11 protein-coding genes and 1 pseudogene are annotated in these 12,753 nt (G+C 69.3%); 5 read left to right on the top strand and 7 right to left on the bottom strand.

Annotation, left to right across the window (positions count from 1 at the left end; all coding sequences use genetic code 11):
- Positions 1 to 20: 20 nt before the first annotated feature.
- Positions 21 to 884, top strand: coding sequence for an alpha/beta hydrolase (locus ABZ016_RS42575; protein ID WP_356922175.1), 864 nt, complete (start codon positions 21 to 23; stop codon positions 882 to 884).
- Between the two features lie 184 nt (positions 885 to 1,068).
- Here the strand turns inward: ABZ016_RS42575 and ABZ016_RS42570 are convergent, their stop codons facing one another.
- From ABZ016_RS42570 to ABZ016_RS42560, 3 genes are all read right to left on the bottom strand, one after another.
- Positions 1,069 to 1,785, bottom strand: coding sequence for a DUF4839 domain-containing protein (locus ABZ016_RS42570; protein WP_356922174.1), 717 nt, complete (start codon positions 1,783 to 1,785; stop codon positions 1,069 to 1,071).
- Positions 1,786 to 1,981: 196 nt separating this feature from the next.
- Positions 1,982 to 2,827: an SDR family oxidoreductase gene (locus ABZ016_RS42565; protein WP_356922173.1), complete on the bottom strand. Its 846-nt coding sequence runs from the start codon at positions 2,825 to 2,827 to the stop codon at positions 1,982 to 1,984.
- A gap of 67 nt (positions 2,828 to 2,894) precedes the next feature.
- Complete coding sequence (locus ABZ016_RS42560; RefSeq protein ID WP_356922172.1) at positions 2,895 to 3,659, bottom strand: SDR family NAD(P)-dependent oxidoreductase; 765 nt, start codon at positions 3,657 to 3,659, stop codon at positions 2,895 to 2,897.
- Positions 3,660 to 3,925: 266 nt separating this feature from the next.
- Here ABZ016_RS42560 and ABZ016_RS42555 point away from each other — a divergent pair, with 266 nt between their 5' ends.
- Complete coding sequence (locus tag ABZ016_RS42555; protein ID WP_356922171.1) at positions 3,926 to 4,804, top strand: helix-turn-helix transcriptional regulator; 879 nt, start codon at positions 3,926 to 3,928, stop codon at positions 4,802 to 4,804.
- A gap of 369 nt (positions 4,805 to 5,173) precedes the next feature.
- On the opposite strand, the gene ABZ016_RS42550 is transcribed toward ABZ016_RS42555, so the two are convergent.
- Entirely contained in the window at positions 5,174 to 5,764 is a 591-nt protein-coding gene (locus ABZ016_RS42550) for a helix-turn-helix domain-containing protein (RefSeq protein ID WP_356922170.1), read from the bottom strand.
- A 73-nt stretch (positions 5,765 to 5,837) separates the two neighbouring features.
- Here ABZ016_RS42550 and ABZ016_RS42545 point away from each other — a divergent pair, with 73 nt between their 5' ends.
- The 3 genes and pseudogenes from ABZ016_RS42545 to ABZ016_RS42535 all read left to right on the top strand — a co-directional run bounded on the left by ABZ016_RS42545 (position 5,838) and on the right by ABZ016_RS42535 (position 8,670).
- Positions 5,838 to 6,662, top strand: coding sequence for an SDR family oxidoreductase (locus ABZ016_RS42545; protein WP_356922169.1), 825 nt, complete (start codon positions 5,838 to 5,840; stop codon positions 6,660 to 6,662).
- A 230-nt stretch (positions 6,663 to 6,892) separates the two neighbouring features.
- Positions 6,893 to 7,638, top strand: a pseudogene (locus ABZ016_RS42540) (aldo/keto reductase).
- A 330-nt stretch (positions 7,639 to 7,968) separates the two neighbouring features.
- Entirely contained in the window at positions 7,969 to 8,670 is a 702-nt protein-coding gene (locus tag ABZ016_RS42535; protein WP_356922168.1) for a TetR/AcrR family transcriptional regulator, read from the top strand.
- Between the two features lie 74 nt (positions 8,671 to 8,744).
- Here the strand turns inward: ABZ016_RS42535 and asnB are convergent, their stop codons facing one another.
- The 3 genes from asnB to ABZ016_RS42520 form a co-directional block, all read right to left on the bottom strand.
- Complete coding sequence (asnB, locus tag ABZ016_RS42530; RefSeq protein ID WP_356922167.1) at positions 8,745 to 10,589, bottom strand: asparagine synthase (glutamine-hydrolyzing); 1,845 nt, start codon at positions 10,587 to 10,589, stop codon at positions 8,745 to 8,747.
- A gap of 151 nt (positions 10,590 to 10,740) precedes the next feature.
- On the bottom strand, positions 10,741 to 12,168 hold the full coding sequence (locus tag ABZ016_RS42525) for an ABC transporter ATP-binding protein (protein WP_356922166.1): 1,428 nt from the start codon (positions 12,166 to 12,168) through the stop codon (positions 10,741 to 10,743).
- A partial coding sequence (locus ABZ016_RS42520) for an energy-coupling factor transporter transmembrane component T (protein WP_356922165.1) occupies positions 12,165 to 12,753 on the bottom strand: 589 nt, incomplete at its 5' end. The genes ABZ016_RS42520 and ABZ016_RS42525, both read right to left, overlap by 4 nt.

Raw genomic sequence — 12,753 nt, 5'->3', positions numbered from 1 at the left:
CACCACCTCAGGACCCGGTCATGAGCACACCGCCCAGTTCCCCCGCCCCGATGTCGTACAAGAACACGCCGAACCGCTCCGTGTCCGTGCGTGGCGTGCCCTTCGTCTACCGGCGACTCGGCCCGGACGACGGCGTACCACTGATCCTCCTCAACCACCTGTCCGCAGTCCTGGACAACTGGGATCCCCGCGTCGTCGACGGACTCGCCGCCCGCCGCCCCGTGGTCACCTTCGACAACCGTGGCGTCGGCGCGTCCGGCGGCTCCACACCCGACACGATCGAGGCGATGGCCCGGGACACCGTGCTGTTCATCCGGGCCCTCGGGTACGACAGGGTCGACCTGCTCGGCCTGTCGATGGGCGGCTTCATCGCCCAGGTCATCGCGGCAGAAGAACCCGATCTCGTACGCAAGCTCGTCCTCGCGGGCACGGGACCCGCCGGTGGCCCCGGCATCGACAAGGTCACAAGCCTCACCATCAGGGACACCGTCAAGGCCGTCCTGACCCGCAAAGACCCGAAGCAGTACCTCTTCTTCACCGACACCGCGGGGGGCCGACGGGCGGCCCACGCCTTCCTGGACCGGCTGAAGGAACGGACGGTCGACCGCGACAAGGCCATCTCGCTCTCATCGTTCCGCGCCCAGCTGAAGGCCATCCACCACTGGGGCCGCCAGGCACCGGCCGATCTGGCGCGCATCCACCAACCGGTCCTGGTGACCAACGGTGAGAGCGATCGCATGGTCCCGAGCGTCAACTCGGTCGACCTGGCAGCCCGGCTGCCCCAAGGCGAACTCGAACCCCTCTACCCCGACGCCGGGCACGGTGGGATCTTCCAGCACCACGCCAGATTCGTCCCGCGGGCGCTTGAATTCCTGGAACCGTAGCCAGCCGCCCGGCAGGTCCAGGGCCCTGCCCCAGCGTGGCGCCCCGGGGCACGCTGCGGCACCGCTTGCCCCGCCATGCGGCAGCCGCCGACTTGTACGTACACCGCTGGCGCTGCGGTCTGACAATCCGGTTGGGAAGTCCCTCGGGCAGCCCCCTCCATGATGGGCAGGCTGCCCATTTCGGCTATCGGGTCTCCGTCGAGACCGGGGCTAGGCGGAAGAGGCACTGAACCGTGTTGAACTCGATCACCTTGGCGACGAAGCGGAACTTGTCGCCAACCGCAACGGTGGCAGGGACCTGCTTGCCGGTCAGGTGCAGATTTCCGGTGTTGACGTCTGCGTACTTGAAGTTCGGGCCGTCCGTCGTCCGCGGTCCCTTGTCGCCCGGCCCAAGAAGGAAGTCGTAGCGCGTCTGATCCTCCCCGTGGGACGCCATGTGCCTGATTGACCCGTCGAAGGCGACTGTCCGCCCCTCGTGCTTGGTTGCGAAGGTCACGTTCGCCTCGTCACACGGGTCCGCCTTCAACAACGCTGCGAACTCGCGATTGTTCTGCGCCGTGATCACCTCAACGGCAGTCGGCTCGTCTGCGGGCGGCGTAACGGAAGGCTTCTCGCTGCCGGCCGTCGAACTGGCTGACGCGCCCTTCTCCTCGTCTGAGTCGCCGAGCGCGACGCCAGTGACGATGATGGCGGCCAAGACCACGAGGACGGCAGCCCCCGCCCCGATCAGACGCCACGGTAGTGGCCTCTTCGGCCGACGAAAGTTGAGGGTGGTGCGAAGTCTGCCTGGGAGCTGTTCCACGAGCTCCCATCCGTCCTTCTGCATCTTCGAGATCACCAAACCGTCGGTGCCCCGAACCGTCTGCACGGCCTTGTACTCGTACTTGATCTCATCGGCCATGCGGCTCCCCGCCCCCTGCAGCGAACTGGTCACACCAACTGGGCGCGAGCATAGGTGACTCCACAAGGACCCCGGCGTCACGAACTGTCGACTCGATAACGCTCGTGACCAATACAACTGGCTGCGGGTCTCCGTGTCTCGCGGCCTCCTGGCGCACCGGGCGGGTCGGGTGGCCGGCCCGGTGCATGGGGTGGTGTCAGGCGCTGGTGTGGTCGTGGCCGAGGTTGCCGCCCAGTTCACGGGAGGCTTCGGCCTGGGCGAGAAGTTCCTTGGCCTTGGCCGTGACGCCCTCGATGGCGTCAGCGCCGGCGACGAAGCGCAGCGGCGGCTGGTCCTGGTCGGCGAGGGTCAGCAGGGCGTGGGCGAGTTTGGTGGGGTCGCCCGGCTGTTGCCCGTTGATGCTCTTCCATGCTTCGACCGTGGCGGTGGTGCGCACGGCGTAGTCGTCGATGGACGGCTCGGGCCAGGTGGTGGAGGCGTCCACGAGCAGCTCGGTGCGGAAGTAGCCGGGCTCCACGATCGTGGTGCGGATGTTGTACGGGGCGATGTCCTGGTGCAGCGATTCCATCCAGCCCTCGACGGCGAACTTGGATGCGGCATAGGCGGAGGTGAACTCCGTGCCGACCTGACCGGCGAGCGAGGAGATCGTGACGACGTGGCCGTCGCGCTGAGCGCGCATGACGGGCAGGACGGCGCGGGTGACGTTCATCGGGCCGAAGAGGTTGGTCTCGATCTGCCGGCGCATGTGCTCCGGCGAGATCTCCTCGAAGAAACCGGCGTAGAAGTTCCCGGCGTTGTTGATCAGGACGTCGATGCGGCCGAAGCGGTCGACGGCGGCCTGGGCGGCCGCGAGCGCGTCGTCCAGGCTGGTGACGTCCAGCCTGGTGACCAGCAGGTCGTCCTGCGGGCCGCCCAGGGTCTTCTCGACCTCCTCGGGGCGGCGGCCGGTGGCGACGACCTGGTGACCGGCGTCGAGGGCCTGGCGGGCGATGTCCGTGCCCAGACCACGTCCGGCACCGGTGACGAAAACGACCTTGCTCATGGGGATTTCCTTTCAGGCGCCGGATGAGGCGCCCAGTGCGTGATGTTGCCGAGCGGGCCCGGGGGGGTCAGCCCTGCTCGGTGGGCATGATCCACAGCTCGCCGACGGCGGCGTGGCGCGGGCGGGTGACCATGTAGGCGACGCCGTCGGCGATGTCCTCGGCGGCCAGGACCTCGGTCCCCTCGAAGTAGGGATCGATCACCTCGCGGCGGATCTCGGGCTTGTTGTGCGTGCCCAGTTCGCTCTCCACGGCACCCGGCTCCAGGACGCCGACGCGCACGTGACGCTGGGTCACTTCCTGGCGCAGGGACTCTGTGAAGGCGTGCACGCCGAACTTCGTGGCGTTGTAGACGCCGAAGCCCTTGCTCGCCACGCGGCCGGCGACAGAGCCGATGTTGGCGATGTCGGCGACCTGGCGTGGGTCCTGTTCGGCGGCCTTGAGCAGGTGCGGCAGGGCGGCGCGGGTGGTGTAGAGCAGGCCCTGGACGTTGACGGCGATCATGCGGTCCCACTCCTCGGCCTCCGCTCCGACCACGGGGCCCAGGAGCATCAGGCCGGCATTGTTGACCAGGGTGTCCAGGCGTCCGTACCGGTCGACGACCTGCTGTACGGCGTTCTCGGCCTGGATGCGGTCGGTGATGTCCGCTGCCACCACCAGCGCGGTGCCGCCCGCTTGCTCGATCTCAGCGGAAAGGGCTTCCAGGCGGTCCTTGCGGCGGGCCACGAGCGCCACCGAGGCGCCCTGCTCGGCGAGCCGGCGAGCGGTGGCGGCGCCGATACCGCTGCTCGCACCGGTGACGAGCGCGACGGTGCCGGTCAGTTTCGAAGCCATGGGGGTGTCCTCTTCTACAAGACGTACGGCGGAAGGGGCAGACGGCGGGCAGCGCCGGCGACGATCTCCTACGTGCGGTTACGTCGCGTGCTTCTCGACGGCGCGTACTTCTCGAATGGTCACGGCCGGCCGTGCGGTAGGCCCGCTATCCAGGCAACCACCCGCGAACGTCCCGTTGGTCGCCGTAAAGGGCACCGCTCTTCCGGGGGTCTGCCAGTACCCCCTTCAGCACGCTGGCCTGCCAGGTACCGCCGTACGGTGGACCCATGGACCGCAGCAGCGAGATCCGTGAGTTCCTGCGAACCCGCCGGGCCCGGATCACCCCCGAGCAGGCCGGACTCGTCCCGCACGGCGGTGCCCGTCGCGTGCCGGGCCTGCGCCGCGAGGAAGTCGCCCAGCTCGCCGGAGTCAGCGTCGACTACTACATCCGCCTGGAACGGGGCCGCACCCAGGGCATCTCCGAAACCGTCCTGGAGGCCGTCGCCCGCGCCCTCCAACTGGACGACACCGAACGCGCCCACCTCTTCGACCTCGCCCAGCCCACAGCCGCCCGGGCCCGCCGCAAGCGCCCCCTCGCCCCCCAACGGGTCCACCCGGTCCTCTACCGCACCCTGGACTCACTCGACGTGCCCGCGGTGGTCCAGGGACGACGCACGGACGTCCTGGCCGCCAACAAGCTCGCCCACACCCTCTACACCGACTTCGAAGCACGGCCCCGCCGCGAGCGCAACTTCGCCCGCTTCGTCTTCCTCGACGAGGCCGCCCGCAGCCTGTACGCCGACTGGGACCAGGTCGCCGGCGACTGCCTGGCCATGCTGCGCCTGTACGCCGGACGCCACCCCGACGACCCGCAGCTCACCGAACTGATCGGCGAGCTGTCCCTGCACAGCGACACCTTCCGCCGCATGTGGGCCGACCATGACGTCCAGGCTCACACCAGCGGCACCAAACGCCTCCACCACCCCATCGCCGGCGACCTCACCCTCGACTACCTCGTCCTGGCCGTCGAAGGCGACCCTGAACAGACCCTCACCATCTACACCCCCGAACCCGCCTCACCTTCCGCCGAAGCCCTCGCCCTCCTCGCCGGCTGGACCGGTACCGTGCTTCACGGTCAGCCGCGAGGACATCGGTACAGCCGTTGACTCCGAGAACGATCAGGTCCGGTCGATGCGAGCGCGCTGCCCCGGTTCTCCTACTCGCGGCGGGCCCCACCACTCCCTGGTCGAGCGCGGCCCGCTCGGCGGGCTGCAGGTAAGCGACGCGGAAACTCCACCGGCACGAGCCGGCTCCGGAGTCCTGTCTCGGTCTACGGCACCCGCACGGTGAACATCGCCGGCGAAACGGCCGAGCTCGATGCCGGCGGCTACCGAACGCTGCGGCTCCCCGTCCAGGGCTGCCCCCTGGCTGCGCGGCTCACGGTGGCCGGATCGTTCGGTCGTGCTGGGCGCGGTCAGACGGTTCGGGCCCTCGTCCCCCGCCGACGAGCGTGGTGGAGCTGGATGCCACCGGTTTCAGGTGGGGCGGCGGATGGCCTGTACGGCGGTGTCGTAGAGGTCGAACAGGTCGGCCTGTCCGCCCAGGCGTACCCACTCCTCGTTGGCTGCCTGCAGGCAGATGATCGCTGCGGCTGCGATCGCGCGCGCTTGCAGGGTGCGGCGGTCGGAGTCGGGCAGTCGCGGCTCGATCTGCGGCGCGAACAGGTCCTGCCAGCGCGCCTGCTTCTCGGCGTGTCCCGCGCGTAGGGAATCGTTGCCGAACAGCAGCGTGATGAACTCCAGCCGCCCTTCGGCTGTCACGTCGATCTCCTCGAGCACCTGGAACGCCGCGCGCAGCGCCGTCCAGGCATCCTCGTCGGCCGGGCGCTCGGCGAGGCGCGCGGCGATCAGCTCGCCCTGTTCGTCCAGACCGCTGAGCGCGAGGTCTTCCTTGTTGCGGAAGTAATTGAACAGGGTCCGCCGGGAGACGCCCGCGGCGGCGGCGACCTCATCGAGGGTCGTGTCGTCGTAGCCCTTGGTGGCGAACAGCTCGATAGCGGTTCGGGCCAGCAGCGATCGGACCACCGAGCGGGTCTGTTCCCGGATGGGTGTGGGTTTCTGAGCCATGCACCGATGGTACGTTGCCTCACTCGATGCAGGTACTTGCACTCAGTGCAAAACGGTGCCTAGAGTGAACGCCATGAGCACAATCGACTATCACCGTCAGACCGTCATCGTCACCGGCGCCAGCTCCGGCCTCGGCGCCGAATTCGCCCGCCAGCTGGCCCGCCGCGGCGCGAACCTCGTACTGGTGGCCCGCCGGGCGGACCGGCTCGAGAGCCTGGCCGCCGAACTCACCCGCGCCCACGGCGTCACGGTGACCGCCATCGCCCGCGACCTCGGCCTGCCCGACGCCGGCCGCACGCTGCGCGCCGAACTCGAGTCCCGCGGCATCTACGCCACCGGACTGGTCAACAACGCCGGCTTCGGCACCAACGACGCGTTCACCAACGAGGACCCCGACCGCCTGCAAAGCATGATCGCGCTGAACGTCAGCGCGCTGGTCGACCTCAGCCGCGCCTACATCGACCCGCTGACCTCCGCCGACACCGGCGTCCTGATCAACGTCGCGAGCCTGCTGGGCTTCCAGCCGACCCCATACCTGAGCGTCTACGGCGCCACCAAGGCGTTCGTCCTCAGCTTCACCGAATCGCTGTGGGAGGAGACCCGCGGCACCGGCCTGCGTGTCCTGGCCGTGTGCCCCGGCGCCACCCGGACCGAGTTCTACGACGTCGCCGGCAGTCAGTCCGCCGACTACGGCACGAAACGGGCAACCCCCGAGCAGGTCGTGACCATTGCCCTCGACACGCTCGACCGCCGATCCGCGCCCCCGTCAGTGATCACCAACGGCCGGCCGCTCGCCCTCGCCGGCAAGCTCCTGCCCCGCCGCACGATGGTCCGGCTCATGGGCTGGATGGCCCGCCGCCAGCGCACGCAGCTCGCCGTCGCCCGCACCAACGGCTAAGGAACACCATCGGCCAGCGGGATGGGCGAATACCACGACATCGAAGGCTTCCGCACACTCAGCCACCCCAAGGGCATCTGCGTACAAGCACGCTGGAACGCCACCCGCCTGCTGTACGCCCCCTTCGGCAAGCGGATCGGCGGAAATGGCGCTCACCCGATCAGCGACGTCGAGCACCGAAACGCACTGCCAAACCGTGCAGCGGCCGAGGGCCTGGCCGAGGCGAACATATGCCGAAGGCCCGGATGCGGGCCGTCGAACGCGGCGTCACGTTCTTCGACCACGCGGAGGTGTACGGCCCGTACGTCAACGAGGAACTCGTCGGAGAAGCCCTCACACCGCTGCGCGACGACGTGGTCATCGCCACCAAGTTCGGCTTCCGCATCGAGACCGGCGCGCCCGCCGGGCTCAACAGCCGCCCAGAACAGATCCGCACCGTGGCCGACGCCTCCCTCAGGCGCCTCGGAGTGGACACGATCGACCTGTTCTACCAGCACCGCGTCGACCCGGACGCGCCGATCGAGGACGTTGCCGGCACGGTGGGCGAACTCGTACGGGAAGGCAAGGTGCGCTGCTTCGGGCTCTCGGAGGCCCGTGCGCAGACCATCTGCCGCGCCCACGCGGTGCATCCGGTTGACGGCGGTGCAGAGCGAGTACTCGTTGTGGACCCGGGACCCCGAGCCGGAGGCGCTGCCCACTTGCGCGGCCCTCGGCGTCGGCTTCGTGCCGTTCATCGCTCGCCCGGGCCAAGGGCGCCACACCCGGCCAGGTCGCCCTCGCCTGGCTCCTCGACCAGCACCCGTCGATCGTCCCGTTCCCCGGAACACGACGCCTGTCCCGCGTGGAAGAGAACATCGGCGCCACTCAACTGGCGCTCTCCGCCGACGAACTGGCCGACCTGAACGATCTCGCCGGCCGCATCGGCGTGCAGGGCGACCGCTACAACGAGCACCACATGTCGTTGGTCGACAACTAAGAGACGACCCACATCTCTTCCTGACCCCGCGTCAAGACCTGACGTCACATCAGCACGAGCGTCACATGGGCGTCAGGGCTGCCCCGCGCGGCCCCGGCAAGAGCCCCAGAGGCCCTCGAAGACGCACGCCCAGGTGGAGCCGGCCACCGCTGAGTGCATGAAGCCAGGTGCCGACCTGAACCTCCCGCCCGTCTCGCGAGGTCGTCCAGCTCGAGCCAGTAGATTTTACGAACGCGTTCTGAAATTATCACTGGAACAGCCCGCTTTTGAGCACAGAGGTCGGAGCCAACCGACTTCGGCAGGTCCTGAGCAGAAGGGCATGATGGGACGGTGTCCCGAACCAACGCACCACACGGCCGAGTCGGCCGACCACCCGTAACCTCCCGACGGCAGATCCTGGCCGCGGCCCGCCGGCTCATCGATCGGGACGGCTGGGAGAAGCTGACCATCCGCCGACTGGCCGCCGAGATCGGCATCGGGTCAACGACCCTGTACCACCACGTGCAGGACAAGGAGGACCTGCTGTTCCTCCTGATGCAGGAGTACGCGGATCAGATCCCGCACCCCGACCTGCCCGGCGAGCCACGGGACCGGATCATCGCGGCCATCATCGCGATCCACGACTCCCTCGCCGCCTGGCCCTGGGCCGCGAGGGTCCTGACGGCCGACGGGTTCCTCGTCCGCCTCGGCGAAAAGCCCCTGTCGCTGATCGAGACGATCGTGGCCGGAGCCATCGACTACGGATGCTCACCCGAACGGGCCGTCTATATCGTCCGCAGCCTCTGGTACTACACGGTCGGCGAGATCCTCGTCCAGGCGCATCACGGCCGTCGGCCGGTGGACGACGAGCAGCCCGCCAACCGCGAAACTCTGGCCGACGTACTCGACGCGTCCCAGGCGCCCCGCCTGGCCGCCCTGAGCGGTCAATGGCCGACCCAGGTACCCGAGGACGACTACCGCCACGGGCTCCAGGCCCTCGTCGACGGGCTGCTCGCCCAGGCCACAGCGGCGACACCCCCGTCCCAGGCCTGAGCACGGCGAGACCTCCGGTGGGGCGGAGCCTTCAGGCTCCACCGCACGCGGAGGTCTTTGTCGCCCGGGATCCCTCAGTCCAGCTGCAGTTCGGGCGAGTGCAGCTCCAGCCAGGTGCTCAGGTCGAGCACGCGCTCCAGTCCGGCGCGTACGGCCACCGGCATGCCCGCCGGATCCTGCGCCACGACCTGCTGCGCCCAGGCCCGGTCGACCAGCGAGAACACCTGTGAATCGGGGGTCGCGACGAGCTCCTTCACCTGCTGCTGCAGATTCGCCGCGTACTCGGGGTTCTGCGGCGACGGGTACGGGCTCTTGACCCGCTCCACCACCGAGCGGGGCATCACGGGGGCCGCGGCATGGCGCAGCAGGCTCTTCTCCCGGCCGTCGAACGCCTTCATCGACCACGGCGTGTTGTAGACGTACTCGACGAGCTCATGGTTGCAGAACGGCACCCGCACCTCGAGCCCGACCGCCATGGACAGCCGGTCCTTGCGGTCGAGCATGTTGCGCACGAAACGCGTCAGGTGGAGGTGGAACATCGAGCGCATGCGGCGCTCCAGCTCGGACGCGCCGTCGAGGTGCTCGACCTCGGCGAGCGCCGTCGCGTACTGGTCGGCGGTGTAGGCCCCCACGTCGAGTCGCTTCCGCAGCCCGGGCTCGATGTGGTCGGTGCGCGCCGCAAGGCTCAGCGGAGGGATGACCGCCATCCACGGGAAGGTGTCGGCGCGGGTCAGCGCTTCGACGTGGAACCAGGGATATCCGCCGAACACCTCGTCGGCCGACTCGCCCGACAGCGCCACTGTCGACCGTTCCCTGATCGCCTTGAACAGCAGGTACAGCGAATTGTCCAGATCACCGAAGCCGTTCGGGATGTCCCGCGCGCCGACGGCAGCGCGCCGCACCGCGGGGTCCGAGAGGTCGGCGGGGTTCAGCACCACGTCGTGGTGCGCGGACCGCACATGCGCCACGACATCGCGCACGAACGGCGAATCGGGGGTCTCGCGCATCTCGTCGGGGACGAAATTCTCCTCCTGTCCGGCGAAATCCACCGAGAAGGTGCGCACCTGCTCGCCCCGCAGGGCCAGCCGCTCGGCCGCGAGGCCGGTGATCGCGCTGGAGTCCAGCCCGCCCGAGAGCAGGACGCACTGCGGCACGTCCGAGATCAGCTGCCGGTCGACGATCCCGGTGAGCATCTCCCGAACCCGTGCCACGGTGTCGTCGAGGCTGTCCGTGTGCTCGGCCGCCTGCAGGCGCCAGTAGGTCCGCTCCCGCAGGCCGCGTCGGTCCACGCTGATCAGCGTGCCCGGCAGCACCTCGTGCATGCCCTTCCACAGCGCCCAGCCCGGGGTCTTGGTCTGCGCGAACAGCTCCCGCAGCCCGTCAGTATCGACCGCCTTGCGCACCAGCGGGTTCGCCAGGATCGCCTTCGGTTCCGAGCCGAACAGCACACCGTCCGAAGTGGGGTGGTAGAAGAGGGGCTTGATCCCCATGCGGTCGCGTACGAGGAGCAACTTCTGGTCGCGCGCGTCCCAGATCGCGAACGCGTACATGCCGTCGAGGTGGTCGACGACGCTCTCGCCCCACTCCAGGTAGCTGCGGAGCACCACCTCGGTGTCACTGTCCGTCCGGAAGCTGTGCCCCAGCGACTCGAGGCGGCCGCGCAGCTCCTGGAAGTTGTAGGCCTCCCCGGAGTACACCAGGACGACATCCCCGGCCGGCGTGCTCACGCTCATCGGCTGCGTGCCACCGGGCAGGTCGATGACGGCGAGACGCCGGTGCCCGAGTCCCACATGCGTGCCCAGGTACGTGCCACGGCCGTCCGGGCCGCGGCATGCCATCGTCTCGGTCATGGCGTCGAGCACGTCACCCTGGCGCGTCAGATCGGTGTCGAACGAAACCCAGCCCGCTATTCCGCACATCCGGCATCCCCATTTCCACAGCTTCCCGCTCAATTCCCGGAAAACAGGCCGACATCATTTGCAAGAAATTCAACCCGCACCAATATCGGCAGGTTACCGGCCGCGGGCTCGGCGTCACAATGTTCACTTCACCCCCGCCCCTGTGAGTTCTTCACAGGGCGGCCAGGCACAATTCCTGGTCCGCGGCGAGGGTGAGCAGGTCGGCATCATGGCTGATGAGGAGCACCACGGCGCCCGACCCGGCGACATCGCGCATGACCTGGGTCATGGATTGCAGGTGGCGGCGGTCGACACCGGAGCTGGGCTCGTCGAAAATGACGACGCGGCGGCCGCTCAGCCTGGCCGTGGCCACGACCAGGCGCTGCTGCTGGCCTCCGGACAGCGACAGCGGGTGCCGGTCGCCGAAACCCTTCAGGTCGAGACCGGCGAGCACGGCGGCGGCGTGTCCCGCGTGCTCCGGGAGCGCACCGAGCATCAGTTCGGCGGTGACGCTGTCGGTGAACAGCTGCCGCTGCACGTCCTGCATCACGAGCGCGGTCTCGCGCTGCCGCCGCGCGCGGGACAGCGGGCGACCGTCCAGGAGCACCTGACCGGCGTGGCGTTGCAGGCCGGCGAGGATCCGGGCCAGGGTGGTCTTGCCCGCCCCGTTGGGCCCGGTGACGGCGGTGATGACACCGGCGGGCAGATGCGCCGCCGCGATGTCGAGTACGGGCCTGCCGCGGAACCCGCAGCGGATGCCGCGCAGCAGAACACCGTCGGCGTCGGCCGCCGGCCCGGGACGAGGCCGGGTCCCTCCGGGGCCGATGCTGGGTCCGTACGCGAAAGCCGGCGCCACTCCGTCCCTTCCGGGCGGGTCGAGGCTGCGCAGTCCCTCCTCGCGCAACATCTCATCGGTCAGTCCCGCGAATTCGGCCCTGGTCCATTCCCTGCTGACCCGGCCCTCGTGGAGCACCACGATCCGGTCGGCGAGTTCGCGCAGATAGTGCAGACGGTGTTCGGCGATGACGAGGGTTGCGCCCAGCCCCTGAAGGTGACGCAAGGCCGTGGTGAGCTCCGCGATGCCCTGCGGGGACAGGTTGGAGGTGGGTTCGTCGAACAGCAGCAACGGCGGCCCGTGCGTGATGGCCGCCGCGCACGCCACCCGCTGCTGCTGACCGCCCGACATCTGCCGCAGCGAACCGTCGAGAGCGGTCAGCCCGAAGTCGGCGATGACCTCGCCGACCCGGTGGCGGATGCGCTGAGGCGGCGTACCGAAGTTCTCCAGTGCGAAGGCCAGTTCGGTGTCGACGGCGTCGGTGAAGAACTGGCGGCGGGGGTGCTGCAGCACCGTCCCGGTCACCCGCCCGACCTGTGCCAGGTCGTGGATCGGTTCCCCGGCGACGCGGACCTCCCCCTCCAGGGTCCCCTCATGGAAATGCGGGATGAGGCCGTTCATGAGCCGCAGCGCCGAGCTCTTGCCCGAACCGCTCGGCCCGCACAGCACCACGGTCTCACCGCGCCGGATGTGCAGGTCCAGCCCGTCGAGCACGGTCTTGTCATGCCCTTGATACGCCCATCGGACGCCCTTGAACCGGATCACCGCCCGGACCTCCACAGCACTGTCGCCGCCGCCAGCAGCACCACCACACATCCGGCCACCGCGTCCGCGGGGCCGAGCCGCGGCGGATGCATCGACGTCGGCCGTGGCTGCGATCCCAGCCCGCGGAGCAGCGCCGACGCCGAAAGGTCCTCCGCCGCACGGAGACTCGACGCCATCAGCGGGACCGTGAAGTACTCGATGGCACGCAGGGGATGCCGCAGCATCGCCGTCCAGCCGCCGAGCCCGCGTAGCCGCATGGCGTCCCGCACCGCCTGTGCCTCGCTCACGATGGTGGGCGCGAACCGCAGCATCACCGCGCCGGAGACGGTGAACGCCGAGGGCACCCGCGCCGCCCGCAGCGCGGCGGTGAATCGGGTCGGCGGGATCGTCCGGATCAGGTGTGCGGCGATGCCGCCTACGGCCACCAGCCGCAGCGTGAACTCGCCCATCACCCCGACGAGGCCGAGCACCGGCCACGGAGCGGCCAGCGGCAGCAGAAAGGCCACCCCGGCGGCGCACCGCCGTTCGTCATGCCGGTGCCGGCGCCGCCCTCTCCCCAGAGCCTCACGCCGAGCCGCGTCACGC

It is taken from the genome of Streptomyces sp. NPDC006372 (genome assembly GCF_040612515.1).
Classification (GTDB): Bacteria; Actinomycetota; Actinomycetes; order Streptomycetales; family Streptomycetaceae; genus Streptomyces.
The sequence above is the reverse complement of the archived record's forward strand: the minus strand, read 5'-3'. Positions and strand labels throughout refer to the sequence as shown.